Source organism: Listeria weihenstephanensis (genome assembly GCF_003534205.1).
In the GTDB taxonomy this organism is placed as follows: Bacteria; Bacillota; Bacilli; order Lactobacillales; family Listeriaceae; genus Listeria_A; species Listeria_A weihenstephanensis.
Genome location: NZ_CP011102.1, coordinates 1,317,182 through 1,342,703, shown reverse-complemented (window position 1 = coordinate 1,342,703; position 25,522 = coordinate 1,317,182). Strand labels below are relative to the sequence as shown.

27 protein-coding genes are annotated in these 25,522 nt (G+C 42.0%); 3 read left to right on the top strand and 24 right to left on the bottom strand.

Going from position 1 to position 25,522, the window contains the following annotated elements:
* Nucleotides 1-45 precede the first annotated feature (45 nt).
* The 14 genes from UE46_RS06545 to mraZ all read right to left on the bottom strand — a co-directional run bounded on the left by UE46_RS06545 (nt 46) and on the right by mraZ (nt 14,507).
* Nucleotides 46-294, bottom strand: coding sequence for a YggT family protein (locus UE46_RS06545; RefSeq protein WP_221638542.1), 249 nt, complete (start codon nt 292-294; stop codon nt 46-48).
* Between the two features lie 56 nt (nt 295-350).
* Nucleotides 351-839, bottom strand: coding sequence for a cell division protein SepF (locus UE46_RS06540; protein WP_036062513.1), 489 nt, complete (start codon nt 837-839; stop codon nt 351-353).
* A 19-nt stretch (nt 840-858) separates the two neighbouring features.
* Nucleotides 859-1,536, bottom strand: coding sequence for a YggS family pyridoxal phosphate-dependent enzyme (locus tag UE46_RS06535; RefSeq protein WP_036062516.1), 678 nt, complete (start codon nt 1,534-1,536; stop codon nt 859-861).
* Nucleotides 1,537-1,573: 37 nt separating this feature from the next.
* On the bottom strand, nt 1,574-2,731 hold the full coding sequence (gene ftsZ / locus UE46_RS06530) for a cell division protein FtsZ (RefSeq protein ID WP_036062518.1): 1,158 nt from the start codon (nt 2,729-2,731) through the stop codon (nt 1,574-1,576).
* 42 nt (nt 2,732-2,773) lie between these two features.
* The gene (gene ftsA, locus UE46_RS06525) at nt 2,774-4,048 is read right to left on the bottom strand and encodes a cell division protein FtsA (RefSeq protein WP_036062520.1); all 1,275 of its coding nucleotides are present in this window, start codon (nt 4,046-4,048) and stop codon (nt 2,774-2,776) included.
* A 329-nt stretch (nt 4,049-4,377) separates the two neighbouring features.
* Nucleotides 4,378-5,169 carry a cell division protein FtsQ/DivIB gene (locus tag UE46_RS06520; RefSeq protein ID WP_118907486.1) on the bottom strand — a complete coding sequence of 264 codons (792 nt, stop codon included), beginning with the start codon at nt 5,167-5,169 and terminating at the stop codon, nt 4,378-4,380.
* 19 nt (nt 5,170-5,188) lie between these two features.
* Entirely contained in the window at nt 5,189-6,283 is a 1,095-nt protein-coding gene (murG, locus tag UE46_RS06515) for an undecaprenyldiphospho-muramoylpentapeptide beta-N-acetylglucosaminyltransferase (RefSeq protein WP_118907485.1), read from the bottom strand.
* Entirely contained in the window at nt 6,280-7,647 is a 1,368-nt protein-coding gene (gene murD, locus UE46_RS06510; protein ID WP_036062522.1) for a UDP-N-acetylmuramoyl-L-alanine--D-glutamate ligase, read from the bottom strand. The genes murG and murD overlap by 4 nt, the downstream gene beginning before the upstream one ends.
* 39 nt (nt 7,648-7,686) lie before the next feature.
* Nucleotides 7,687-8,664: a phospho-N-acetylmuramoyl-pentapeptide-transferase gene (mraY, locus tag UE46_RS06505; RefSeq protein ID WP_036062524.1), complete on the bottom strand. Its 978-nt coding sequence runs from the start codon at nt 8,662-8,664 to the stop codon at nt 7,687-7,689.
* Between the two features lie 76 nt (nt 8,665-8,740).
* Entirely contained in the window at nt 8,741-10,228 is a 1,488-nt protein-coding gene (locus UE46_RS06500; protein WP_036062527.1) for a UDP-N-acetylmuramoyl-L-alanyl-D-glutamate--2,6-diaminopimelate ligase, read from the bottom strand.
* A 266-nt stretch (nt 10,229-10,494) separates the two neighbouring features.
* Nucleotides 10,495-12,741 carry a penicillin-binding protein gene (locus UE46_RS06495; protein ID WP_118907484.1) on the bottom strand — a complete coding sequence of 749 codons (2,247 nt, stop codon included), beginning with the start codon at nt 12,739-12,741 and terminating at the stop codon, nt 10,495-10,497.
* Nucleotides 12,738-13,109: a cell division protein FtsL gene (ftsL, locus tag UE46_RS06490; RefSeq protein WP_036062530.1), complete on the bottom strand. Its 372-nt coding sequence runs from the start codon at nt 13,107-13,109 to the stop codon at nt 12,738-12,740. Before ftsL ends, UE46_RS06495 begins: the two co-directional genes overlap by 4 nt.
* Nucleotides 13,110-13,127: 18 nt before the next feature.
* Entirely contained in the window at nt 13,128-14,063 is a 936-nt protein-coding gene (gene rsmH, locus UE46_RS06485; RefSeq protein WP_036062532.1) for a 16S rRNA (cytosine(1402)-N(4))-methyltransferase RsmH, read from the bottom strand.
* Nucleotides 14,064-14,075: 12 nt separating this feature from the next.
* Nucleotides 14,076-14,507 carry a division/cell wall cluster transcriptional repressor MraZ gene (gene mraZ, locus UE46_RS06480; protein WP_036062534.1) on the bottom strand — a complete coding sequence of 144 codons (432 nt, stop codon included), beginning with the start codon at nt 14,505-14,507 and terminating at the stop codon, nt 14,076-14,078.
* Nucleotides 14,508-14,781: 274 nt separating this feature from the next.
* Here mraZ and UE46_RS06475 point away from each other — a divergent pair, with 274 nt between their 5' ends.
* Complete coding sequence (locus UE46_RS06475) at nt 14,782-15,519, top strand: ankyrin repeat domain-containing protein (RefSeq protein ID WP_118907483.1); 738 nt, start codon at nt 14,782-14,784, stop codon at nt 15,517-15,519.
* Nucleotides 15,520-15,582: 63 nt separating this feature from the next.
* Here UE46_RS06475 and UE46_RS06470 read toward each other — a convergent pair whose 3' ends face one another.
* Nucleotides 15,583-16,830, bottom strand: a complete 1,248-nt coding sequence (locus UE46_RS06470; RefSeq protein ID WP_036062535.1) for an MDR family MFS transporter — start codon at nt 16,828-16,830, stop codon at nt 15,583-15,585.
* 102 nt (nt 16,831-16,932) lie between these two features.
* Here UE46_RS06470 and UE46_RS06465 point away from each other — a divergent pair, with 102 nt between their 5' ends.
* Nucleotides 16,933-18,660 carry an ABC transporter substrate-binding protein gene (locus UE46_RS06465; protein ID WP_051493039.1) on the top strand — a complete coding sequence of 576 codons (1,728 nt, stop codon included), beginning with the start codon at nt 16,933-16,935 and terminating at the stop codon, nt 18,658-18,660.
* Here the strand turns inward: UE46_RS06465 and UE46_RS06460 are convergent.
* From UE46_RS06460 to UE46_RS06445, 4 genes are all read right to left on the bottom strand, one after another.
* Nucleotides 18,657-19,040, bottom strand: a complete 384-nt coding sequence (locus tag UE46_RS06460) for a DUF3397 family protein (RefSeq protein ID WP_036062536.1) — start codon at nt 19,038-19,040, stop codon at nt 18,657-18,659. The genes UE46_RS06465 and UE46_RS06460 overlap by 4 nt on opposite strands.
* Complete coding sequence (locus tag UE46_RS06455; RefSeq protein WP_036062537.1) at nt 19,037-19,927, bottom strand: 2-dehydropantoate 2-reductase; 891 nt, start codon at nt 19,925-19,927, stop codon at nt 19,037-19,039. Before UE46_RS06455 ends, UE46_RS06460 begins: the two co-directional genes overlap by 4 nt.
* A 221-nt stretch (nt 19,928-20,148) precedes the next feature.
* A complete protein-coding gene (gene rpmF, locus UE46_RS06450; protein WP_036062539.1) occupies nt 20,149-20,325 on the bottom strand; it encodes a 50S ribosomal protein L32 in 177 nt (58 codons plus the stop codon).
* Between the two features lie 96 nt (nt 20,326-20,421).
* Nucleotides 20,422-20,949 (bottom strand): YceD family protein, encoded by a 528-nt coding sequence (locus UE46_RS06445; RefSeq protein ID WP_036062541.1) that lies wholly within the window; start codon nt 20,947-20,949, stop codon nt 20,422-20,424.
* Between the two features lie 174 nt (nt 20,950-21,123).
* Here UE46_RS06445 and UE46_RS06440 point away from each other — a divergent pair, with 174 nt between their 5' ends.
* Nucleotides 21,124-22,311, top strand: coding sequence for a nucleotidyltransferase (locus tag UE46_RS06440; protein ID WP_036062543.1), 1,188 nt, complete (start codon nt 21,124-21,126; stop codon nt 22,309-22,311).
* Between the two features lie 27 nt (nt 22,312-22,338).
* Here the strand turns inward: UE46_RS06440 and UE46_RS06435 are convergent, their stop codons facing one another.
* The 5 genes from UE46_RS06435 to UE46_RS06415 form a co-directional block, all read right to left on the bottom strand.
* Nucleotides 22,339-23,388 carry a SepM family pheromone-processing serine protease gene (locus UE46_RS06435; protein WP_118907814.1) on the bottom strand — a complete coding sequence of 350 codons (1,050 nt, stop codon included), beginning with the start codon at nt 23,386-23,388 and terminating at the stop codon, nt 22,339-22,341.
* On the bottom strand, nt 23,388-23,885 hold the full coding sequence (gene coaD / locus UE46_RS06430; RefSeq protein WP_036062548.1) for a pantetheine-phosphate adenylyltransferase: 498 nt from the start codon (nt 23,883-23,885) through the stop codon (nt 23,388-23,390). Before coaD ends, UE46_RS06435 begins: the two co-directional genes overlap by 1 nt.
* Complete coding sequence (gene rsmD, locus UE46_RS06425; RefSeq protein WP_118907482.1) at nt 23,878-24,450, bottom strand: 16S rRNA (guanine(966)-N(2))-methyltransferase RsmD; 573 nt, start codon at nt 24,448-24,450, stop codon at nt 23,878-23,880. The genes coaD and rsmD overlap by 8 nt, the downstream gene beginning before the upstream one ends.
* A 264-nt stretch (nt 24,451-24,714) precedes the next feature.
* The gene (locus UE46_RS06420) at nt 24,715-24,996 is read right to left on the bottom strand and encodes a YlbG family protein (protein ID WP_036062550.1); all 282 of its coding nucleotides are present in this window, start codon (nt 24,994-24,996) and stop codon (nt 24,715-24,717) included.
* A 15-nt stretch (nt 24,997-25,011) separates the two neighbouring features.
* A complete protein-coding gene (locus UE46_RS06415; protein ID WP_036062553.1) occupies nt 25,012-25,461 on the bottom strand; it encodes a YlbF/YmcA family competence regulator in 450 nt (149 codons plus the stop codon).
* Nucleotides 25,462-25,522 lie beyond the last annotated feature (61 nt).

Genomic DNA, 25,522 nt, shown 5'->3' with positions numbered 1-25,522 from the left:
AGCTCGACCCGCTTTCGCCAGATCGCCTTCACTTAGTATTCATTCTTAGAAAAAAAACGGTAGTACATAGTTATACACTAAATACTGTAAACCGAACGTTGCCATCCGAATTGCGAAAAAGGCAATGATTGGTGATAAGTCAAGCACTCCACCAATTGGCGGGATGATTTTCCTGAATGGTGCTAAAACTGGTTCACAAATTTTCCCTAAAAAGCGTCCAAATGTGGTTTCATACGCACCTGGAAACCATGACAATAGAATATAAACAAACAGGACGTACGGGAAGTAATCCAGTACTAAGAAAACATAATGTGCGATCTGATATGCTAATAAAATCTGTTACACCTCATTTACATAAAATCTTGTTCTTCCAACATTTCAGAAATAGCGCCATCTACTTCGACGTTTTCTGGCGTACAGAGAAAAATATTGTTGCCAATACGTTGAATATCTCCACCTAAAGCATACACTGTTCCGCTTAAAAAATCCACAATGCGAATCGCTTGATCATGACTGATGCGCTGTAAATTAACAACAACTGTTTTATATTCCTTTAAGTAATCCGAGAGTTCTTGCGCCTCAGCATATACGCGCGGTTCTACTAAAACCATTTGGCTTGAAAATTGCGCGCCATTCATACTTACCACTTTATTTTCGTCCACTGGTGCTTCACTTTGATTCGTAAAGTAGTTTTTCCCTGTTGTTTTTTTCATCGATTTCTCAGCTGGAACCTCGCGAAGTGGCTGAGGCTTAGTTGCTGCAACCGGTTCTTCATAATAATCTTCGCCCTCTTCCTCATCTAAGAAAAAGTAAGATTTAAATTTATTTTTTAATCCCATCTGATTTACACCTCCACATTTAGTTTTCCTCTACTAAAGCTCTTCCTACTCTGATAAACGTTGCGCCTTCCTCAACTGCGATCTCAAAATCATTCGTCATTCCCATCGATACTTCATGACACGGAACATTGGCGATTCCAAGTTTCTCTATTTCTAGTTGCAATGCTTTTAATCCTTGAAAAACGTGATGTAAAGCCTGTGCATCATCTGTGTTGGGCGCCATTGTCATCAAGCCAACAATTTCAATATGTTCATAGGTTTGCGTTGACACAAATGCAATTGCTTCTTCGGCGTTAAAGCCATGTTTTGTTTCTTCCTCCGAGATATTTACTTGCAAGAAACAAGCAACTTTCTCCGTGGCACGTTTTTCAATCTCATCGGCAAGTGATTTACGATCCAATGAGTGTAAATAATTAATATATGGTAGGATGGCGCGTACTTTGCGTGTCTGCAGCGATCCAATAAAATGCCACACGATATCGGTTTTATCGGCAAAAGCAGCTACTTTTTCAGTAAAAACTTCTGCTCTATTTTCACCAAAATGACGAATGCCGAGATCGTATAGTTTTTCCATTGCTGGAGCATCAACCGTTTTAGTGACAGCAACCAGATGCACGTCACTTCTTTGGCGGTTACTTTTCCCCACTGCGTTGGTTATTTTATTTTCTACCGCTTGCAAATTTTCACTGTAGCTCATCACATATCACCTATTTTTTTCATACTTTTGTTCGGTTTTAACTACGACGATTTCTGTTCCGAATGAACGCTGGTACATCGACGTCTAAGTTTTGGCGTGGTTCTTCCACATGTTGTTGTTTTTCTTCGGTTGCAGGTTGTTGTTGTCCTTGTGGCTCTTCTTTGACCGCATAACCGGGACGATTAACTTGAATTCCTGGGTTAGGACGGTTTTGCGATTGTTGCTTTTGTTTCGCTTGCGCTACTTCATCAAATCCAGTTGCGATAACTGTCACGATGAGTTCTTCTTGTAATTCATCATTGATAACGGAACCAAATATCATATTCACGTCTTCATCGGACGCAGAAGATACGATTTCAGCAGCTTCTTGCACTTCGTAAAGACTTAGATTAGATCCACCAGTAATGTTCATCAAGACACCTTTAGCGCCATCAATCGATGTTTCTAGCAATGGAGATGAGATCGCTTTTTTAGCTGCATCCGCGGCACGATTTTCACCAGTTCCAATACCAATTCCCATCAAAGCAGAACCACGGTTCGTCATAATTGTCTTCACATCAGCAAAATCTAAGTTGATTAAACCTGGAACAGCAATTAAATCAGATATACCCTGAACACCTTGTCGTAAAACATTATCTGCTTCGCGGAAAGCCTCAAGCATCGGCGTATTTTTATCAACAATTTGAAGTAAACGATCGTTTGGAATCACAATTAATGTATCAACCGCTTCTTTCATTGCCTCTGTTCCGATGGCTGCTTGTTTCGTACGTTTTGGTCCTTCAAAGCCGAATGGACGTGTCACAACACCAACTGTTAGGGCACCCATTTCTTTTGCGATCGTTGCAATAACAGGAGCCGCGCCAGTTCCAGTTCCGCCACCCATACCTGCCGTTACGAAAACCATGTCTGCGCCTTTTAACGCTTCTTCAATCATTTCACGACTTTCTTCCGCCGCTTTTTTACCGATTTCAGGAACGGCACCTGCGCCTAGGCCACGTGTTAATTTCGTGCCAATTTGCATATGAACCTCCGCTCTTGAAAGATTCAAAGCCTGTGCATCCGTATTAACTGCGACAAAATCAACGCCTTGGACACCATGTTCGATCATGCGATTGACAGCGTTATTTCCGCCACCACCGACACCGATTACTTTTATTGTTGCTAAACTCTCTGCACTTGTGTCAAAATCTAACATATTATTGCCTCCTAATTTCACCTATTTAACGAAACACCTTTTTTAATCGAAAAACGCACCAAAGAAATTCTTCATTTTAGTCGAAACTTTTTCTTCTTCGGTTTTTGGCGTTTTTTGTTTTGGTTTTGGACTAGATTCTTCATTTTGCGGGGCTTCCGTTGGTTCAGCGCTAACACTTCTGCCTTCTTTTTCCGCCATTTGGTACGCATATTTTATAAGACCAACAGCAGTCGTAAAACTAGGTTCACGAACACCGATATAATCTGGAATCGCCAATCTTACATGCGCCTGAAATACTTTTCCAGCAAGGTCAATAGCACCTGGAATCGCCATCGAACCACCTGTTAAGACGTAACCACCTTGAAGATGACCCTTCCCAACACGCGATAATTCTTCTATTGTCAACATGAAAATTTCTTCCATCCGAGCTTCCACTATATCAGCTACTTCCAACTGTGTATAGTGCTGTTGTTGGTCGCTACCGATAACATCGATGCCAAACGCAATGTCAGCCGATGCATCATCATAAAAAGCGTAACCTTGTTCTAATTTCACTTTTTCAGCGTTTGCCGTCGATGTGTTTAACCCAAGTGATAAATCTTTCGTCACATGATCCCCGCCTACTGGCAAGACGGTAGTATACGTTAATTTTCCATGTTCAAAGACACTAATTGTGGTTGTACCTGCACCGATATTCACGAGGGCCGTCCCAAATTCTTTGTCATCTTCTGATAAGGAAATCGATCCTTCTGCGAGTGGTTGGAGTACGATATCTGTGATTTCCAGACCAGCTCGTTCTACGCAGCGAAGCGTATTATGTAAGATCGTTTTTGAACCAGTAATCAGCGTTCCTTCCATTTCTAGGCGAACACCAATCATACCTCTTGGATCTGTGACACCGTCCAAACCATCCACAACGTACTGATCTGGAATGACATTAATAATTTCTCTTTCAGGTGACAATGGGACCACTTGTGCCGCATCCATCACATTCCAAACATCTTCATCTGTAATTTCACGATTTTCACTGTTAATTGCAACGATTCCATGGCAAGATTCCAGCTGTACTTGACTCGAGACAATTCCAACAATAACTTGTGAAATATGCACGCCTACCATACGCTCAGCTTGCTCAATCGCTTTCTTTATTGAATCTACTGTTTTATCAATATCAATGACGACGCCTTTTTTTACCCCTTGGGACGCCACGTTACCCACACCGATAATATTGAGTCTGTCATTTGCCATCTCAGCAATGATCACTTTCACAGATGATGTCCCAATATCCAAGCTAACGTAAATTTCGTTTTCTCCCATTTATCGGCACCTCCTTCAATTAAATAATTTCTATAACTATATGTGTCTACTCGCAAAAAATTCAGTAGTTAATTTTTGTTTAAACATCTATTTTTATATTTGGCGTTTGTCATTCAAGATTCCCCTCTTCGACAAACATAATATCCTAAGTAACAGAATATACGAAGGCTTTCAAGCAAGCAACACATATCTACAGTCTACACCAAGAAACCTAGTAATAAAAGCACAAAGGGTGTTTTTCGATAACTTTTTGATTTTTCCGCAAAAAGAGGAACGTGCATTCTTATTTCCGCTTTCATATAAGCTTAACGACTTGTCATATTTGTAATCTAGCTGTCTTTTTTCTTATTCAATGCGGCTTGTTCTTCTTTATCTTTTAAATAGGTTCGGAAATACGATCCAATTTCAAGATCAATAATACCTTTTTGATCTTCTTTTAACTGAGCAACGATAGAAGGATAATGTGCCATTTTTTCGGCGAATGTGGCAATTGTTGCTGACACTTCATTCCCATCATTCATGTATAAACGAATATGCTCATCATCACTTTTTGTTGGTGCAAAATGAACTTCCGAAATGGATAGCAAAACACCTTCTGGTAATTGTTTTAACTGTGACACCATATCTTTTAAAACCGCACCATTCTTAAAGCCACTAAAAAGCGGATTATTCCCGATAGGAAACTGTTTTGGCTGTGTTGTGAGAAGTTTCCCCGTCTCCAAAATATCGAAATATTGGCCGTCTTTCTCTTGATAACCAATTGTTTGATTCTCAGTAATATTCACGCGTAATGTGTTGAAGCCTTCTAAATGAATTGTTGCTTTTTTGATCAACGGATTTTCTTCTAAGGAAGTGGCACTTTTAGATTTATTGAAACCAAATACAAATGTGCCTAGAGCTAAGTCTCCTTCTTTCAGAATCGTCTCCTCATCTACTTGATGATTACCGTCCACATAGACGCGCTGAACTTTACTTATTGGTGACAAGAAGTAAAGCGTAATTAAGATAAGTACAAGAAAAACACTGATTAGGATCGACATATGGCGAATAAGTTTCTTTTTGCGGTATTTTTTTAATTCTGGAATTCTACTTTCTATGGAAACGATTTTTTTATTCGCCATGTTTTGCCCTCCTCATTTGTTACTTTTTCATTATTTCATAGACCGCATCAACTAATTTATCTGCTGCGTCTGGCACGCCTAATTGTTGGGATTCATACTGCATTTTGGCCAGTTTTTCAGGGCTATTCATAATGCTGTCGATTTCATCCAACAATCGATCTGCTGTTAAATTCGCCTCTAAAATCACGACGGCTGCATCTTTTTTAGCTAGCGAATCGGCGTTTTTTTCTTGATGATTTGCTGTCACATATGGGCTCGGAATTAAGATACTTGGGACACCCAAAGCTGTGAGTTCCGCGAGTGATGTTGCGCCGGCTCTTGATACAACAAGCGTGGTCGCGTGAAGCACTTTTGGCATATCATAAATGAACGGTTGAATGCTGATGTTCGGGTTTAATGCCATATCTGCGAGTTTATCTTGTACTTTTTCGTAATGAACTTCCCCAGTCACATATAACACCTGGTAAGGACGTTTACTCAACTTCGGCAAATTAGCTTCTACTGCCTCGTTTATTCCTCTAGCGCCACGACTTCCACCGAAAAATAGGACTGTCGGTTTATCTTTTTCAAGACCGTATTCCGTTAGGACATCACCTGGCTCGATACCAATCACTTCGGATGCTCGCGGATTACCTGTGAAAACTACTTTTTCAGCGGCAAACGAATCGCTTACTTCTTCAAAACAAATGGCAACACGATCAGCATAACGGCTCAAAAACTTATTTGTTAAACCTGCGACACTATTTTGTTCATGGATCAGTGTGGGAATATTTAATTTAGCTGCCGCGTAAACGACTGGTCCGCATACATATCCGCCTGTTCCAATAACTGCGTCGGGAGCAAATTCTCGAATGAGCGCTTTACTTTTCGTCACACCTTTGAAGAAACGCGTAATCGTCTTCACGTTTTCAAGTGATAGAGAACGTTTAAAACCAGTTATTTCGATCGCTTCAAAACGGATACCTTCACGCCTAACGATGGTTGATTCCATCCCTTTTTCAGTTCCAATGTATAAGAATTCAGCTTCGGGATTTCTTTTTTTGATGGCTCGGATAAGAGCAAGAGCGGGATATACGTGCCCGCCTGTTCCACCACCGCTAATTACAAACTTCATTTTTCCACCTCGTCTGGTAGTTCTTCAATAGCATCCATAAAGGCACGGCCACGAACTTCAAAAGTACGATACTGATCCCAACTTGCACACGCCGGAGATAATAAAATAATGTCGCCTGGTTCCGAATGTTCATAAGCCAGAGGAACAGCAGCGGTAACGTCATGTACTTTATGCACATCCACGCCAGCTTCTTTCCCCACACGACCTACTTTATCCGCCGTTTCGCCAAATACGATCAATGTCTTGACGTTCTTGAAAAATGGCTTTAATTCATCAAATTCGATACCGCGATCAAGGCCACCAGCGAGCAAGATAACAGGTTTATTAAAACCGCTAAGTGCGCTTTGCGTTGCCAAAATATTCGTTGCTTTCGAGTCATTGTAGAATTTGCGGCCATGCAAATCTTTCACAAACTGCGTACGATGTTCCACACCCTTGAACGTTTCTAATACGTGCATAATTTGTTCGTTGCTAACTTCGCAAATTTTAGCGACAGCAATAGAGGCCAAGATATTTTCTAAATTATGCTCGCCTGGGAGTAGAATATCTTCACGTCTGCCAATGACTTCGTCGTAGAACATGATATTTCCATCCTTCACGTAAGCACCTTCCCCAAGTTTTTGAGTTGGTGAAAACGGGATGACTTTCGCTTTGGTGCGTTTTGTCATGTTACGCAATTCATCTTGATCCCAATTAACGACAAGAAATTCATTTTTCGTTTGATTTTCTTGGATGCGCCACTTTGCTTTCACGTAGTCTTCCCGTGTTTTATGATAATCGATATGTGCTTCATAGATATTCGTAATCACCGCGATTTTCGGGCAGAATGTGCGAATTCCCATCAACTGAAACGATGAGAGTTCCATCGCAATATATTGATCGGCCGTTGCTTTTTCTGCGACCTCCGAGCCTGGAAAGCCGATGTTCCCTGCAAGTAGTGATTTATTCGGTGTCATCTCGTTTAGCATGTTGTGCACGATGGTTGTTGTTGTCGTTTTACCATTTGTTCCTGTGATACCAATGATTGGCGCGTCCGATATTTGATAAGCAAGCTCGACTTCGGTAATAATCGGAATCATGAGATCTTTCGCTTTTTGAATCATCGGGTTTTCATACGGGATTCCTGGGTTTTTAACGACCAACTCAAAACCCTCATCCAAAAGTTCCACCGGATGCGATCCACAGATGACCTTAATACCTTGTTCCAGTAATCCTTGCGCCTCTGGATTCTCACTAAATGGTTTTTGGTCATTGACCGTGACAAATGCGCCTAACTTATGAAGCAATGATGCTGCACTGACGCCACTTCTGGCCAATCCCAATACAAGTACTTTACGATGCTTATATTGAATAATGTTTTTCATTTTAATTCCCCCAGTTTTACGATTCCCTTTTTTATCTTTTTATAGGACTATGACAAGTGCAATGATCGCACAAATGAGACCAGCGCCCCAAAAAGTGAAAACAATTCGCCATTCTGACCAACCGATATCGGCATGTTCAAAGTGATGGTGAATGGGACTCATTTTAAATAATCGTTTGCCATTTGTGGCTTTGAAATAGAAGACTTGAATAATCACGGAAGCTGTTTCAATAACAAAAACAAGACCGATAAGTAGTAACATCCATTCTTGCTGTAGCATGATAGAGATTGCCGCAATAGCACCACCGAGCGCAAGCGAACCGGTATCTCCCATGAAAATTTTAGCTGGGTTCTTGTTGAAAATTAGGAAACCTAGCATGGCGCCGACGATTGCAAGACAGAACATCGCAACAACGTCCTGATCTTGGAAAATCGCGATGATACCAAACGCACCAAAAGCGATAACGGAAAGCCCTGAAACAAGACCGTCGAGGCCATCTGTCAAGTTGACGGCATTGGAGAATCCAACCAGCCAGAAAATAATGAAAATCAAGAAGAACCAACCGAGATTTACTTCAATCGATGTAAACGGTACGGTCAGTGTTTCTGGGAAGCCGTTTAGACGATAAATTAGATAGAACAAAATGGAGATGATCACTTGTCCGATGAATTTCTCTTTGGATCTTAATCCTAAATTTTGTTTTTTAACGACTTTAATGTAATCGTCAAGGAAGCCAAGTGCTCCAAACAAGACTAGTGGAATAAGTAGGAGTAGTGCCTCGCTACCAAACCAGCCACCAATAAGTGTCATGATGACAAAACTGATAATCATCGCGAGCAAGAAAATAAGTCCCCCCATCGTTGGTGTTCCTGATTTTTTCTGATGGCTTTGCGGGCCTTCCTCACGAATACTTTGGCCAAATTTTAATTTTTGTAAGAAGGGGATAAATAATGGCACCCCTATAACGGTAATAATGAAAGCCATCGCAAATGTTGTAAATATCCAATATAATGACACGCTTTTTCGCTCCAATCTATTTGTCACAAACGATCCATCTGTGCAATTTAAAGTTTCTTATTGTTTCAGTGTCACATTACAGTATTTTAGCAAGAATAGCTGCTCGTGCCTCAACTCTGTCATTAAAGTCGTGGACAACATCACCGATAATTTGGTATGTTTCATGTCCTTTTCCAGCAATTAAAATAACATCATCTGGATTTGCTTGCTTCACTGCGTATTGAATCGCGTCTTGGCGATGTTCCCTCACTGTATAGTCAGCTTCTGGGACACCTGCCAGCATATCTTCAATAATTTGCATTGGTTCTTCCGTTCGCGGGTTATCCGATGTGAAAATGGGATCCGTCGCGTACTTCACAGCAATCTGCGCCATTTGCGGGCGTTTTCCTTTATCACGATCTCCACCACAACCGACAATAACAAAAATGCGTCCCTTGGCAAACTCGCATACTGTTTTCAGAACGTTTTCTAAACCGTCTGGTGTGTGCGCATAATCCACGATCACTGGGAATTGTTGCCCTGCATCCACCAATTCAAAACGGCCAGCAACGCCCTCTACTTTTTCAAGTGAAGAAATAATATCTGGAATCGCCTGTGGTTTCGTATTGGCAGCGTACACCGTAGCAATTGCAGCTAGCGCGTTATACACGTTAAATTTCCCAATCAATTTCAATTGGACGCTAAATGTCTCTCCTTGAAAATGCAAGTCAAACTTCGTGCCTTTACTGCTGATTTGAATATTGCTCGCTTTAAAAGTTGCCTCATTATCAATACCATACGTGAGCAAATTCACACCTGTCGCGTCGATCATCATTTGGCTATGCGCATCATCCCGGTTAATAATCGCCGTTTTCGGAGTTCCTTGATAACCATTGCCAAGTTGGGCGAACAGTAGACTCTTCGCATGTGCGTATTCCTCCATCGTCTTATGATAATCTAGATGATCTTGGGATAAATTCGTAAATACCGCCACATCATAATCCGAACCATAGACACGACCTTGCACTAATGCATGCGATGAAACTTCCATGATTGCCGTCGTTACATCTTCTTCACGCATTTGACGGAATGTTTTCTGCAAAGTCAGACTGTCTGGCGTTGTATTTTTCGTTTCTAAAATCTCTGTGCCAATTTTGCGATACATCGTGCCAATTAAGCCCGTCATCACATGCGCATCAGAGAGGATAAACTCGACTAAATGGCTCACCGTTGTTTTGCCGTTGGTGCCTGTAATTCCGATCAAGTTCATTTCGGAGGTCGGATAATTGTAAAACGCCGCAGCAAGCATCGCCATCGCCCGTTTACCGTCCTCGACTAAAATAATGGGAATCGCGATCCCCGGTAACATACGTTCCGCGACAATGGCAACAGCGCCTTGTTCCTGTGCTTTACTCGCAAAAGCGTGGCCATCCACGATTTCACCATCGATACAAACAAATAGTGTGCCTGCCTTGACTTGCCTGCTATCCTGTTCTACCGCCTGTACTTCTATATGTAGCGTATTCTCATCCGCCTGCTTGATCTGACTATAAGGAATTGCGCGTATCAGTTTTTCTAATTCCATAGTGAACTTCCCTTCCTCCATTACTTACCCGTACCATGCCAAAAAATGATAGCAGCCGCTCTTTTTTTAATTCGGGCGCATATCAGCATCTATTGATGGCAAATCTTCCTCTCTATATTAGCAAAAATAGAGCTGGAATACTAGTCTTTTAACAATGTTTAGATCCGCCTATTTGCTAAATTATTCCCATCGATATGTACTTTGTAAATATAATTACTATTGTTTATAAAATGAAAGCGGGAAACATATTTTGTTCCCGCCCACTTTTAGTTTAACAATGCATTCAGACCCGCAGCTTCCTCAACGCTTGTATCTGTCGAATCTTCTTTATTGTCATCTGCAACTGGCGCTTTGTTGAAGTTCGGAATTTTATCTGGCGTTGTTAATTCGATTGTTACCGTTGATTTATCATTGATGACCGAACCAGCTGAAAGATTTTGCTTCAAGACATAGCCATCGCCCTTCACTTGGAAAGGAACACCTGTTATTTCAGAAACTTTGAGCATATCGTTCTTCGCCCAATCTTTCATATCAGGAATGGTCATATCGCCTTCTGTCATCAAAATTACGCGCTGGCCTTCTAAAATCTTCTCATCAGCTTGTGGCAATTGTTGTACGATTTTCTTACCGTTACCAATCACGACTGGAACTAGTTTTTTCGCTTCCATCGCTTTTTTCGCTGCATCGGGCGTTTTTTCCAACACAGACGGTACGGTAATTGTTTTAAGTTTTGCTGTATCTGCCGATTTAATATTCATGTACTGCAAACTATTTTTCATCACGGGGTTAAAAACTTCTGAGACTGCTTTCCCACCTGTTGTACTTCCCGAGAGTTGCGGTTGCTGCATCGTCACGTACATTACAAGTTCAGGATCTTTTGCCGGCGCCATTCCCATGAATGAGAAAATATAGTTATTATTGCCCGTCATGTAGCCACTACCATCCGGATTAGGAATCTGTGATGTCCCAGTTTTACCAGCGATATCATATCCTTCAATAGCATACGCCTTCCCAGTTCCAACTTTACCAGTAATAACGTTCCGCAGTTCTTCACGCGTTTGTTTGGCAGTTGCCTCGCTGATTGGCTTTCCGGTCGTCGTTGTTTTTGTTTCCGTTATTTTTCCTGTATTCGGATCCACAATTTTTGAAACCACATACGGTTGTTTCATCGTGCCATCACTTGCAATAGCCGTTGCGCCTTGTAGCATTTGCATCATCGTCACCGTTGTCCCTTGCCCAAACACCGTCGTTACTTGCTCAATTTTTTGATCAAACAAAATTTTACCTGACGCTTCATTTGGAAGGTCTATGCCAGTTTTTTGACCGAAGCCAAAGTTTTGCAAATACGTTTTGAATTTATCTGGTCCCATACCAGCAAGCAACTTCGCGAACGCCACGTTACTCGAACGTTCCACGCCTTCACGGTATGTTATAGAGCCCCAACCAGCACCACCGTTGTGATCATGAATTGGAATACTGCCGACATTATACGTTCCCGATTGGTAGTAAGCGTTAGGATTATAAACGCCCAAATCGATGGCAGAGGCTAGTGAAAATATTTTCATAACCGAGCCAGGTTCGTACGTCGTTTCCACCGGCAGATTAGCCCATTGATCTGTCAAGCCTTCTTTTGTCGTCGGATTGAACGTATCACGCTGGCTCATCGCTAGAATTTCACCTGTTTTAGGGTTCATAACGACCGCCATCATATTTTTCGGGTTATATTTCGCATCCACCGTGTTCATCGTATCCTCTAAAAATGTTTGGATTTTCTTATCTAGCGTCAAATAAATATCTTGCCCATCTTTCGCTTCTTTCACCGCGCTTTTCGTATTCGGCAAAATGTAGCCATATTTATCAGCGTCATAATTAATCGATCCATTTTTACCTGTCAAAATAGAATTGTACGCTTTCTCAATCCCCATTTTACCGATGAGCTTAGAAACACCATCTTCGCCCGTCTCCTGTTGCGCATAACCGACTAGATGCGAGGCAAAAACGCCGTTTGGATAAAAACGTTCCGCCTGCTTAGTGAACACCAATCCAGGTAATTTCGACGCTTCAATCTTATCCTTCACTTCCGCCGACAAATTCTTGCCAGCTTTTCCAAATTCAACTTGGAAGACATCCTTCTTTTGCAGTTTTTTCAGAATATCGGCTTCTTTCATAGGTAAATACTTCGCCAAAAGTTTCGCCGTCTCTTCTTTTTCCACCACATGGTGCGGTTCTTTGGTTCCCTCACTTTGCTTCGGATCAAGCACCGCCGCTAACGTATAAGAAGCAGTGTCCTTTGCAATCACTTCGCCCTTTTGATCTAAAATAGAGCCACGATTTGCTTCTAAGACACTGCTTCGTAAATGCTGTTTCGCCGCCTTGGCAGCAAGTGGAACCCCGTTGACATCGCCAACAACTTGCATGTAAAAGAAGCGTCCGATAACCGACAGAAAAATAACTCCAAAGATGATAAATAAAACCAGGGCGCCTCTTCGCATGTTTCCTACTCTTTTTTTCATTTGCCTTCCACTACCTTCACATTGTCTGGATCAAGTTTCAGTCCAAGTTCTTTCGCTTTTTGCCAAACGCGTTCATAACGGCTAAGATCTGACACTTCTGCTGATAAATCTTCGTTTGCTTTCACTTGCTTATCTACATCTGCCTGTTTCTCTTGAATGCCTTGGTTTACCGTATATATTTGTGCTTGTACATGAATAATTTTAAAAGCAAAAACCGCAATAACGATAATAAAAACGGAGGCGATTAGTTTTTCACCCAACGTTATTTTACCACGTTTTAAAATTTGTTTTTTCGGTTGTGGTTGCGGCGCTTCTGTATGTACACGTTTTGGTTCCGCATTGGCTTTGTAGGCTACATTATTACTCATCTACTTCACTCCTACTTTCTACTTATTCCGCTCTATCACTCTAAGTTTTGCTGATCTGGCACGATTGTTTTCTGCCAGTTCTTGCTCAGACGGGAGAATCGGTTTTCTTGTAACTAATTTCATTTTCGGCTTATATTCTTCTGGAATAATCGGTAACCCTGGCGGCAGTTCCGGCCCTTTTGATTCGTCCGTAAAAATGTGTTTTGTAATGCGATCTTCTAATGAGTGGAACGTAATAACGCTAATCCGTCCACCAGGTTTCAGCAAGTCCATCGCTTCTTTCAGCGAATCTTCTACTGCTCCCAACTCATCGTTCACCGCAATTCGAATCGCTTGAAAAACCCGTTTCGCTGGGTGTCCACCTTTTCGTCTTGCCGGTGCAGGGATCGCGGCTTTAATCGCGTCAACGAGCTCACCAGTCGTTTCAATCGGTGCCACTTCACGCCTACGCTCAATTTCTCGTGCTACTTGTTTTGAAAACTTCTCCTCACCATATTGGAAAAAAATTCGTACAAGATCTTCATAACGCCAATCATTGACAACATCGCGTGCTGTAAGTTCCGCCTCTTGATCCATTCGCATATCTAGCGGTGCATCTTGATGGTAACTAAATCCTCGTTCCCGTTCGTCTAGTTGTGGGGAGGAAACACCTAAATCATACAAAATCCCATCTACTTCTGTCACGCCAACTTCTAGTAATGCTTCTTTTATATATCTAAAGTTGCTTTTGATAAACGTTACTTGACCCTCGTACTCACTAAGGAACTCTTTCGCGTGAGCAATCGCCGTACTATCTTGATCAAACGCAAATAAATGGCCTTTTTCTGAAAGTTGACTAAGAAGATACGCGCTATGACCTGCACCACCAAGGGTACAATCTACATAGACACCATCAGGCTTTATATTTAAGCTATCTACCGTTTCTTTTAATAGTACCGTTTCATGTTCGAACATACTTACTCCTCCTTAAATATCAAAGCCAATCATATTTTCGGCAATGTCTGCAAATGACTCTTCTGCTTCATTGAAGAATTTATCCCATTCCGACTTGCTCCAAATTTCAATACGACTTGCGACCCCGACAATCACCGTCTCCTTCTCGAGTTCCGCATAGCTTGTTAAATTGGACGGAATATTAATCCGGCCCTGCTTATCAAGCTCACATTCCGAAGCCCCAGAAAAGAAAAAACGGGTAAAAGAACGAGCATCTTTTTTAGTCAGTGGGAGTGTCTGGATCTTTTCTTCTACTTTCGTCCACTCATCAAGCGGATAAGCAAAAAGACATTTATCAAGCCCTCGGGTAATGACAAATTGATCCCCTAATTGTTCACGGAATTTAGATGGCACGATTAAACGACCCTTTATATCAATGTTATGTTGATATTCGCCCATGAACATAGTCCATCCCCACTTTCTTATAGACAACTTTACCACAACTCCCCACTTCGTACCACCAAAAACTAAAAAAAAGCGCAAAAAAGAAGCGACACATCAAAAAAATACCGCTGAAACCGATCTATAGAGCCATTTTACTAACTTAAAAAAATGTGGGTGTTAGTGGGACGCAACGTAAGATAATGGATAAAAATTCGTGGTAACAACATTTTAAGCTCTAGTTAATCTCCAGTTTATTTTTATATGGCATAATTAGAAGAAAGAAGGAGGTCGCTCCATGGCAAAAATCGTTCTCATTTTCATAACACTCATACTCGCCGCCTGTTCCAATGTCAACACAAAAGAAACAATAACCACCACGCAAAAAAGCCCCGTAAAAAAAGAATCCGAGGAGAAGTCTATGCCAAAAAATGTGGCCAATTTGAATCAAGCCCTACTCAAAGCTATAGAAACAAAGGATAGCCAACAAATCGAAGCCCTATTAAAGCAAGGGGCACAAGTTGATACAGTGAATACTCGCGGTGAAAGCGGCTTACTCGTTTCCACCCATGACAATAATATCCCGATGGCAAAACTATTTCTACAATACGGCGCCAATGTCAATTTGCAAGATAAGATAGAAGATAGTCCCTTTTTATACGCAGGGGCAGAGGGACGAACAGAAATTTTAAAATTAATGATTCCGCATAAACCCGATTACACGCTGACGAATCGCTTTGGAGGAACTGCCTTGATTCCAGCTGCCGAAAAAGGCCATCTAGCAAACGTTCGCCTCCTTTTAGCCGAAACTGATATCGATGTGAATCACGTAAATAATCCCGGCTGGACCGCACTTTTAGAGGCGATTGTACTTTCCGATGGCAGCAAAACGCAACAGCAAATTGTACAGGCATTACTCGAAAACGGGGCCGATCTAAACATCGCAGATTCTAGCGGCGTTACACCACTTACACACGCGAAACAACAAGGTTACGATGCTATTGCCGATTTACTACTATCTTATGGCGCAAAATAACACGAAAAAAAGAAGAGATGTCTACCGAAAAATGCCCTTTCTCGGTCGTGTCTCTTCTTTTTCCTATTCTTGCCTCACTGTCCGCGTTGTTGGTTTAAGCGCCCAGAATGTCATCAACACACCAACAAGCCCGCAAAACAGGATGAATAAAGCCATGCCATACTTCCCAATATACGGCGAAAACATCAAACTTCCGGCGCCAATTAATTTTCCAATTTGAAAAACAAAGCCATTAAACGCCATGTAGGTCCCGCGCATCGAATCGTCCACAATATCCGCCAGAATCGTTTGCCGCGTTGGCACGTAAAGCAATTCTCCGACAGATAAGATGACTGTGGCGCCAAATAGTATCCAAATATGATTCGCAAAGGCACATAACGCAAACCCAAACGAAAAAACCATAAATCCAACATACATCCATTTTTGCAGATTTCGATCTCGCACCCATTTTGCAATTGGAGCTGTGAAAAGTACAATCATCAATGTGTTTACCAACGTCAACACGCTCACCAGTTTCACACCGTCAAAAGGTATATTTCCAAGCCACCCAAAGCTGTATAACATCGGCGGAAACACATCGGCTAGCCGTACTGAAATAAAATTATTGCGCTGGAATTCAATCGACAATACCGCGATTCCGCCTGCTGTGAACCATAGAAAACGAGCATCGTACAAAATCTTCTGATAACTCCGAAACAAATTTCTTATCCCCGCATCACTTGCCTCGCGTCTTTCACTCAACACTAATGTTTCCGAAATCCGCGTAATCGTCAACCAAGTCGTCACAAGCGACATCACAAGCAACCCGATGAGCAGTTCAAATAAATAACTTTGGAAAAACCAACCACCGATAACGACACCGATCATCACAGATAAATTATTCGCCCAGTAATTAATCGAATACATGTAAGCCCGCTCCTCACGCGTACTCACATCAATCAACATCGCGTCACTCGCAGGGATGGTAAAGCCTTGAGATACCGCGATTAAAAGAAGCGCAACGAACGTCAACCAAGGGGACACAATAAAAGGCGAATTCACGAGTAGCATCAGGGCAAACGCACCAACTTTCACCCACTCTCCCCACACCATCAATTTCCGCCGTCCGATATGATCTGCCAAATGTCCGCCATAAATACTCGCAATAAACTGTACCGCGATGTTAATCATCAGCAAAATACCAGCGACCCCAATGTTAATCTCCTTCGCAAAATAAATCGCCATGAACGGAAACACCATCGAACCAATCAGCTTACTTAAAAACGAAATACCAATCCGCGCTTTTATATTTGGATGCAATGTACGAAACATTGACTTCACCTCCTAAACATAGTATAACTAGTTTTAAAAAGGAGAAAAAGGGATAATATCATATTTTTTTGTCCCCTTTTATACTAGAAGGAGGTTCACACAATGCGTGACATTGCCTACTACGACATGCGTGCTTTTTTGCTAGAAAGACAAATCGATAACACCGCTACCTTTCGACTGAATGAACTGGCCGAAAAATGGGCATGCAGTGACAAAAACGTCAAGCGAAAACTCAAAAAATATCAAGAACTCGAATTTTGCCAGTATCAGCCTGGTCAAGGACGAGGAAACGCCTCCAAAATAACATTTGCGCAGAGCTTCCAATCAGAAATTGAGGACTTTATCCGCACCGCTGTGGAACAAGAAAATCTAGATAAACTGCTTGGCCTCTTGCAGTTTAATATTCCACGCGAATGGTTTAGCTCGGTTTCCTCCGAAATGAACGAACTATTTGGACTGCATACCGAGAAGGGCGACCAAGATATATTACGCCTCGTCATCGCACGCCCATTTAGCATCCTTGATCCGCTTCATACATCCATCAACATGGAGAGCTCCTTACTTCTTCAACTTGGTGATCCACTTGTTCGCTTCGACACAACAACGAACACCGTCATGCCATGCATCGCGCATCACTGGAAAGCCGAGCATAACAGCACGGTTTGGACATTTCATATTCGAAAAGGAATCCGTTTCCATCATGGTAGAACGTTGACGAGCACTGATGTTTACCAAACGCTTGAAAAAGCGATGCAAAAAGGAACCGTGACTCATTGGTATCTAAAAGATATTGCACGAATAGAGCTCCCGTCCGAAACAAAGATCACGATTCATCTCCATACACCGAATCCTTTCTTCATTCGCTATCTTTGTCTAGGAAACCTTGTTATTCTACCGCACGATGTCCCTTTTGACGAATATAAATGGACGAGCACCGGCGCCTTCAAGCTGACAAAAAGAAGCTCTCAAAAACTAATTCTAGAAGCCTTTGACGACCATTTCCTAGAACGCCCATTTCTCGATCGAATTGAATTTTGGCTTGTGAAAGACCAGAAGAATCCCGTCATCACCGTCACGAACATGGGAAATGCCGATAATACAGACTATACGGATCACGCAACGAAAGATTACGGTGTCAATATCGTTACGTTTAACTTCAAACACTGTACTTTCGCACATCATCGAGCATTCCGAGAAGCTTTCTATCACCTGCTCGATCCACAAAAAATGCTTCATGATCTAGAAAATGACGAGGAATCTGAGGCTTCCAGTTATTTTTTTCATAAGTCTAGTCCACAAAAGAGAGATTCTAGTAAAATAACAGCATTGCTAAAAAGCGCTCATTACAACGGGGAACCATTGCGTTTTGCGATTCTTTCCCATGCAAAAACTATTCGTCAAGGTCGTTGGGTTGTAGCCCGAGCAGCCGAGTTTGGTATTTCACTCGACTTGCAAATCATCGATATAAGCTCCGAATTTTATCAAGCGAAATGGGAGGATATTGATATTAACATGGGTGCTGATGTCCCAAGTAGCGATATCGAGATTGCTTTTATGGATTTTTACGGAAACCCTAATTTAGCACCTCAGCGTTTTTGGGCAAAAAAAGAGCTCCAACAAATAGAGGAGCTACTACATCAAGCGCGGCAGTGCACAGCATTCAGCGATCGCGATTATTTTTACGACCAACTCGAGAGCTTTGTGCGCGATAATCACCTGCTCCTCTTCCTAGAGCATATGACCAAACACCAATTCATCCATGCGACCATCCAGACCGAAGACAAACTCCTATACGGCCACTTAAATTTGAAAAAACTGTGGATTGGCTAAAAAACTAATATAATACTTTTTACAATACCGATCACGAATAACAATAAATATAAGATCGCAAAAGCAAAGAAGCAAATTCGCCAATAACCGCGAATCACTTTACGAAAATTAATAATCCCTTGTGACTTGGCGAATAGCGCGACAAATAGAATGCCAATCAAGAATAACAACAACAGAATATACAACAAAAACGACTGATCAAATAGCACAATCATGAAAAAGTGATCCGCTAAGATCAGGAAAAACGTCGTCACATCTGCGCTTCGCTTCACCGCTTTTGGTGTTCTTTTTGTCATTTGCTGCGTCACCATAAAAGTCACTGTAAAAATAAGTACTGGGGCGATGATAACAAGCGCCGTTATATTCGTTAACCAACTCACTGTAAGTATTCTCCTTCTAGCCCTTTCACTAGGCCGTATAATGTTTCTGAAATCGGGGCGACTTTGCCTTGCTCCTCGGCAAGTGCAACAACAGCCCCCGAAATGCTCGCAATCTCCGTTTTCCGCTTCTCACGTACATCTGTAGCCATCGAAGAATAATTAGCCGACGTCGCCTTACATATCGCAACGACAGCCTCTAACGCGTCCTCACGATGCAGTACATCTGCCACTTCCCTCGTCAAACTCACAAGCAACGTATACCAATATTCATTATGTAATAAGGCACCATTCGGCACACCAAGAACAGCCGTCAACGGATTAATCACCGCATTTGCCAATAACTTATTATAAACCATTTCTTTAAAATCCGCTTGCTCAAAAAAAGGGAACTCAGGATTCACCATCATAATCGTTCGTAACATCGTGTTTGCCTCGCCTCGAAATATCGCCCAATTTGTCTGACCCGCACCACGCCAGACCACCGTCGTCGCATCGATTTTTCCAGCACCATGTTCACACGTTCCAAGCAAGATTGTTTTTTGTGGCAGATCAGAAAGTTGCGTTAGATGTCCCATGCCGTTTTGTAGAAATAAAAGTGGTATATTGGGAGGAATCTTCATCAGTGTTTCCATTATATTTTCTAGTTGATATGATTTCACCGTTATGATAAGAAAATCTGTCGTTGTGAAATCAGCATCATCTATCGGTATCGCGCGAACATCAACGCGGCTCTGATCATGCCCAGTTATCACAGTTATGCCGTCATGCTCTGCAATAAGATTCGCTTGCTCTTTCGTTCGAGTAAAAAGCGTTACATTTTCCTGTAGCAAACCTGCGTACAATAAGCCCAATGCCCCTGCTCCGATAATGCCAACCTGATACGCCATGTCCCTCACTCCTCTTTTATAGCTTGTGTTTATTTTAGCAAAATCTGCGGAGTTTTGCATTTTTGAAGTAGGGTCCTTTTTCTATGTATAGCGCGTGACAAAAAGATTACCTGCTCGCAGTCTTTTCCTGTGAGCCTAAATAAAAAACCCAGAAGATCCATGGCGTCTTCTGGGTTTTCTATTTGACAAGCGTACGTATCGCCTGTTTTTGTTCACGTAAATTAGTTGGTTTCTACTACTTCTTTGCCGTTATATTGACCACATTCTGGACAAATACGGTGAGAAAGTTTGTACTCTCCACAACTAGGGCATTCTACCATACCAGGCACTTGTAATTTGAAGTGCGTACGACGCTTACGTTTTTTCGCTTTAGATGTTCTTCTAAAAGGTACTGCCATTTCCATACACCTCCTTCGCGACTTCGGGATATCTCCCTCATCGCAATCCTTTTAGGAAAAATTTCTTCTTCCTAAAATATATTCCAGCTTGTAAAATCAGTCGTTCTTTTTATCAAAGAAATCGGCTAATCCTGCAAGACGAGGATCCACTTTTGTTTCTTCTTGCTTTGCTTGTTGCTCCAGCTCTTCTTCCGTTATAATGTTCCAATCGTTTCCTTCTGACAACGCATTTTCTACATTATCACTGTAAACTTGCATTGGAATTTCTAACAAAAGTAACTCTTCAATCACTGGTAACACGTCAATTTTATCGCCATCCATCAGGTGATGCATCTCATCCAGCACTTTCTCCTCTTTGTCCACATACGTTTCCACAGATTCGATATGATACGGATAAATAACATCTTCAAATGTTCTGGCACATGGCAATATAATCGTCCCATCTAAAACAAGTTCGATCAAAACGGAATCTTGGCGCACCGTAATATCACCAGACACACGCACAGGGCTTGCATCACGAACATCATGGTTATGCTCTTTCAAGTATTCTGTAACATCAACTTCCTGCTCTATTGGTACTTTTTTACCACGGTATTTCTGTAGTTGAATTAATGACCATTTCATTGTTTATCACTCCAAGCGCAACAAAAAATATTATAGACTTTTCTAAGCCTTTTGTCAATCCCTATTCCCAAAACGAATCATGTTATCATGCGCGATTTTATGGTATTCTGGAGGTAATCTAAAAATAGCGATCGAAAAAATCTACCTTACTATTGTGACATGGAGTTGATAAAAATGAAAGCAACAGGCATTATCGTGGAATATAACCCTTTTCATAATGGCCACTTATTGCATTTACAAGAGGCCAGGAAGCAAACAGACGAAGATGTTGTTATCGCTGTCATGAGCGGATCTTTCCTCCAACGTGGCGAGCCTGCTCTACTTCCAAAATGGGAACGCGCACAGATGGCTGTGGATGCTGGTGTCGATCTTGTCGTCGAACTTCCCTTTGACTATGCAACACAACAAGCCGCTATTTTCGCACATGGCGCCATTGAAATTCTAGGTTCGCTTGGGGTCTCATCGATTTTTTTTGGAAGCGAAAATGGCGATGCAAAAGTGTTCAGCTCGATTGCAAAGCTAGTGACCGAAGAGAGCGTCTCTTTTAAAGCCTCTATACGACGTTTTTTGGACGATAAAGCGAATAGTTACGCTACTGCTTGGAATAGCGCAATTCGTGAACTAGCGCCCGATCTGACGCTTGATTTAGCACAGCCTAATAATATCTTGGGTTTCCATTATGCGCTTGCCATCGCCGAACAAGGGAAAAATATCAATATAGCAACGATGTCCCGAAAAAGCGCAGGCTACCACGATCAAAGTCCAGCGCACCATTCCATCGCGAGCGCTACAGCAATCCGCCATATCTTACTCGCAAACGATTGGAAAACAGCTCAGCAATACTTACCGGATACTACATTGGTCATCCTGCAAAAATATCGAGAAACCCATTCATTTGTCACTTGGAACGACTTTTGGCCTCTACTCCGATATCAGCTTATTTCAGCACCAACTGACCAGTTAGCAACGATACGAGGCGTTTCTGAGGGCATTGAGAACAGGTTACAACAAGCAGCCATTCACGCAGCGACCTTCGATGATTTCTTAGCAAAAACAACAACCAAACGCTACAGCACCTCACGTATCAAGCGAACAGCTTTACAAATACTTTTCCAACAAAGAGCACACGACACAGCATCGCAAAATTACATTCGGCTTTTAGGTATGTCAGCAAACGGCCAACAATACCTCAGCCAAATCAAAAAAGAAATCAGCCTACCGATCGTGAGTACTGCTTCAAAAGCCAATCCCCATCTGATTCAAAACGATATTCGTGCAGGCAAATTATATTCTTTAGCCCCAAGTTTAGGCGATCAAGTTTTACGCGATTTTCACACAACGCCATATAGGAAAAAACCTTAATCGCGTCGGATTAAGGTTTTTTTTACACTATTTCTTCTCTTTCACCGTTTTCAAATAATCGAGCGCATCTTGGAACGTTTTCACAGGGACGATCTTCATTTTAGAATCGATCGCTTTTGCCGTCTTCACTGCCTCTGCATAATTACTCACAGCGCCAGGCTCAAACTTCTTCATCTCATCTGTCACCGTATCATCAGGTGCGAAGAAAATTTCCACATCATCACGATCCGCCGCAACCACTTTCTGATCGATACCACCGATGCGGCCAACATTTCCGTCAACATCGATTGTCCCTGTTCCAGCGATATTACGCCCTTTTGTCCAATCCGTCTTACCAAAATGATTATAAATTTCTAGCGTAAACATCAAACCAGCAGATGGTCCACCAATTTTTTCGGAATCAATCTTAATGGCAGGATCCGTGACTAGCTTCTGATCATCGACAAGCGAAATACCGATACCTGGCGTGCCTTTTTTATCAATATCAATCAACTCAATCGATGCTTTTTCCGATTTATCTTGATGCTTGTAGCTCACCTCGACCTTATCGCCAACTTTTTTGCTGCGAACATATTTAATAAATTCCGCACTCGATTCAAACGTTTTCCCATCAATCGCTGTGATTAAATCGCCTGCTTGTAAGTATTTTGCCGCAGGAGCATCTTTCATCACACTCAAAACATAAACCCCGCGATACTCTATTTTCACCGATTTCCCAGCTGCTTTATATGCCACTTGAATCGCATTATTTTTCGATTGATTCATGAGCGATAACTGACGAACATTATACTCCTCATCCGTTTCATTTTCTCCACGAACGTCCGATTCCTTCTCGATCTCCTGATATGGCATCACTTTCGCCGCTAGGTATGAATAAATATTCGCCTGCCCCATCGCAATCGTCACTAAGCGAAATACGCCCTCACTTTTACTCGGATATCCTTCCACCGAAACAAGTGGACTCAATTTATCCGCACTACCGGGCCGCGTCACATAGTATGGCAACGGTACAAAAAACGCAACGACCAAAGCCAAAACGATCAGACCGGCTAATAATTTTTTCCAATTCTTTTTTATCATCCTTTTTCTCCTGTATTCCCTAGTTTATTTAGCAACGCCTGATGTACGATCGGCGGCACCAGCTCAGCAATATTGCCATTATACCGCGCCACTTCCTTCACAATACTCGAACTGAGGAAAGAATACTGCGAACTCGTCATAATAAAAAACGTTTCAATATGATCATCAAGCACACGGTTCATTGCCGTAATCTGCATCTCATATTCAAAATCACTAATTGCCCGTAACCCACGTACAATCGCGTTTGCTTCCTTTTCCCTCGCATAATCCACAAGCAATCCAGACGCACTTTCCACACGCACATTCGGCAAATGTTTCGTCACCTGTTCCATCAAATATATCCGTTCCTCGACATCAAAAAGCGATTGCTTCGACGAATTATTTAAAACTGCCACATAAAGCACATCAAAAACCTTGGCCGCGCGCGTAATAATATCTAAATGACCATTTGTAATCGGATCAAAGCTACCCGGACATACTGCTATTTTATCCATTTATCGCCACTTCCTTCTCATACTCGAAAATTGAAAGCACCGTAATCCCGTAGCGCTCTTCCCGAATTTTTTTAAATCCAGCAATCTCATCTGGCAATTTGGCATCCGCATCATGCTCACAAATAGCAAGCGCCTCATCGTTAACAAGTTCGAGCTCTGCAAGTGATGTCATCAATTGCTCCAACTGTTGCTTTTTATAAGGCGGATCCAAAAATACTAAATCAAACGCCCACGCATTTTTAGCCAAAAGCTTCAAAGCCCGCTTCGATTCATTCCGAAAAATATGCGCCTGAGCCTCTAAATGACACGCCGACACATTCAAATGAACCGTCTTAATCGCTGCTTGCGCCTGATCAATAAATACACACTCACTAGCCCCACGGCTGAGCGCCTCGATTCCAAGTCCACCACTTCCAGCGAACAAATCCAGCACTTTCTCGCCATCAAAAAAAGGACCAATAATCGAAAATAGCGATTCCTTAATTTTATCCGTCGTCGGTCTTGTATTCGTCCCGGGCACCGCCTTCAAATGATGCCCTTTACGTTCTCCTGCAATAACTCTCATCTATTATGTACCTCCAAAAATAGAAAGCGACAGAAGTTTGGTAGTTAAATAAAATAAATCGGCGACAAGCGCTCGCATTCCAAGAATTTAGCAGACTTCCGGTTCTCATGTACAGTCGTACACTCCGCTTCCGGCTTCCACCAAATTCTTGGAATACAAACGCTTTCGCTCGATTCGCGTAAAGTCAAAATCACAGCCTACTTCAAATGTTAAACCCGGCTTCCATTCAACTCCTTATTATCTATCCAAACCAGCCGCCTATTATTAAATGCTAATTTGTACGTCATCCATGCGGTCACGAAACTTCATGTCTTTCTTCGATTCGTATTCGGTGTTTAAGAATGGCCGATACGACAATTCCACCCGTTTCACGTAATGGAAGCGCGATAATTTAGCGGCAACTTCTTCAATCTCTGCCATATCGCAATATAGAACCGCATATTTCAGTTTTCTAGAAACGTAATGTACATTTCCAAAACGCTTTAAAGAACGTACTTGCTTCAAATGATTCATCCAAATAATAATGGATTGACGTTCATTCTCCATGTTCTTTCCCCCTCTTTAAGCTGAACAGCCACAACCGCCACCCGTTCCACATCCTCCTGTTGAACAAGAAGATTTTGTTTCAAAAAACGGATTCCCAGTCGGGACTTTAATATTTTCCGAGACAGCACCTGCCAAGATCATGCTAATTTCATCCAATAAGCTTTGTAAATCCATTTCCGCTTGCCGAAACGCTGCGACATGTTCATCCATATCGACCTCACGTTTATACTGGCGGGATAGGCGATTCACTTCCTTATAATCTGGATGATAGCGACCAAAACGTTGCACTTCATCATACTGCTCTTTTATCTTTGCCAAGCGTTTAATACGCTGTTGTGTTGGTAAACTTGTGGTCATTTTATGCAGGCATTCGCGATATCGATCTGCCTCTTCTGACTCCAAAATCATCGATGCAAGATCATCCGAAACATCAAGTAATGCCAGATTTTCCATTGTAGCAAGCATGTTGCCACCTTCTTTCCATCGTATATCAAATAACCTTCTCCATTATAACATGATTATCCAA

Bases quoted from the DNA above. Each gene is read 5' to 3' on its own strand.
- UE46_RS06540 (WP_036062513.1), bottom strand. From the start codon at position 839: ATGGGATTAAAAAATAAATTTAAATCTTACTTTTTCTTAGATGAGGAA.
- UE46_RS06535 (WP_036062516.1), bottom strand. From the start codon at position 1,536: ATGAGCTACAGTGAAAATTTGCAAGCGGTAGAAAATAAAATAACCAAC.
- ftsZ (WP_036062518.1), bottom strand. From the start codon at position 2,731: ATGTTAGATTTTGACACAAGTGCAGAGAGTTTAGCAACAATAAAAGTA.
- ftsA (WP_036062520.1), bottom strand. From the start codon at position 4,048: ATGGGAGAAAACGAAATTTACGTTAGCTTGGATATTGGGACATCATCT.
- UE46_RS06520 (WP_118907486.1), bottom strand. From the start codon at position 5,169: ATGGCGAATAAAAAAATCGTTTCCATAGAAAGTAGAATTCCAGAATTA.
- murG (WP_118907485.1), bottom strand. From the start codon at position 6,283: ATGAAGTTTGTAATTAGCGGTGGTGGAACAGGCGGGCACGTATATCCC.
- murD (WP_036062522.1), bottom strand. From the start codon at position 7,647: ATGAAAAACATTATTCAATATAAGCATCGTAAAGTACTTGTATTGGGA.
- UE46_RS06500 (WP_036062527.1), bottom strand. From the start codon at position 10,228: ATGGAATTAGAAAAACTGATACGCGCAATTCCTTATAGTCAGATCAAG.
- UE46_RS06495 (WP_118907484.1), bottom strand. From the start codon at position 12,741: ATGAAAAAAAGAGTAGGAAACATGCGAAGAGGCGCCCTGGTTTTATTT.
- ftsL (WP_036062530.1), bottom strand. From the start codon at position 13,109: ATGAGTAATAATGTAGCCTACAAAGCCAATGCGGAACCAAAACGTGTA.
- rsmH (WP_036062532.1), bottom strand. From the start codon at position 14,063: ATGTTCGAACATGAAACGGTACTATTAAAAGAAACGGTAGATAGCTTA.
- mraZ (WP_036062534.1), bottom strand. From the start codon at position 14,507: ATGTTCATGGGCGAATATCAACATAACATTGATATAAAGGGTCGTTTA.
- UE46_RS06475 (WP_118907483.1), top strand. From the start codon at position 14,782: ATGGCAAAAATCGTTCTCATTTTCATAACACTCATACTCGCCGCCTGT.
- UE46_RS06470 (WP_036062535.1), bottom strand. From the start codon at position 16,830: ATGTTTCGTACATTGCATCCAAATATAAAAGCGCGGATTGGTATTTCG.
- UE46_RS06465 (WP_051493039.1), top strand. From the start codon at position 16,933: ATGCGTGACATTGCCTACTACGACATGCGTGCTTTTTTGCTAGAAAGA.
- UE46_RS06455 (WP_036062537.1), bottom strand. From the start codon at position 19,927: ATGGCGTATCAGGTTGGCATTATCGGAGCAGGGGCATTGGGCTTATTG.
- rpmF (WP_036062539.1), bottom strand. From the start codon at position 20,325: ATGGCAGTACCTTTTAGAAGAACATCTAAAGCGAAAAAACGTAAGCGT.
- UE46_RS06445 (WP_036062541.1), bottom strand. From the start codon at position 20,949: ATGAAATGGTCATTAATTCAACTACAGAAATACCGTGGTAAAAAAGTA.
- UE46_RS06440 (WP_036062543.1), top strand. From the start codon at position 21,124: ATGAAAGCAACAGGCATTATCGTGGAATATAACCCTTTTCATAATGGC.
- coaD (WP_036062548.1), bottom strand. From the start codon at position 23,885: ATGGATAAAATAGCAGTATGTCCGGGTAGCTTTGATCCGATTACAAAT.
- rsmD (WP_118907482.1), bottom strand. From the start codon at position 24,450: ATGAGAGTTATTGCAGGAGAACGTAAAGGGCATCATTTGAAGGCGGTG.
- UE46_RS06420 (WP_036062550.1), bottom strand. From the start codon at position 24,996: ATGGAGAATGAACGTCAATCCATTATTATTTGGATGAATCATTTGAAG.
- UE46_RS06415 (WP_036062553.1), bottom strand. From the start codon at position 25,461: ATGCTTGCTACAATGGAAAATCTGGCATTACTTGATGTTTCGGATGAT.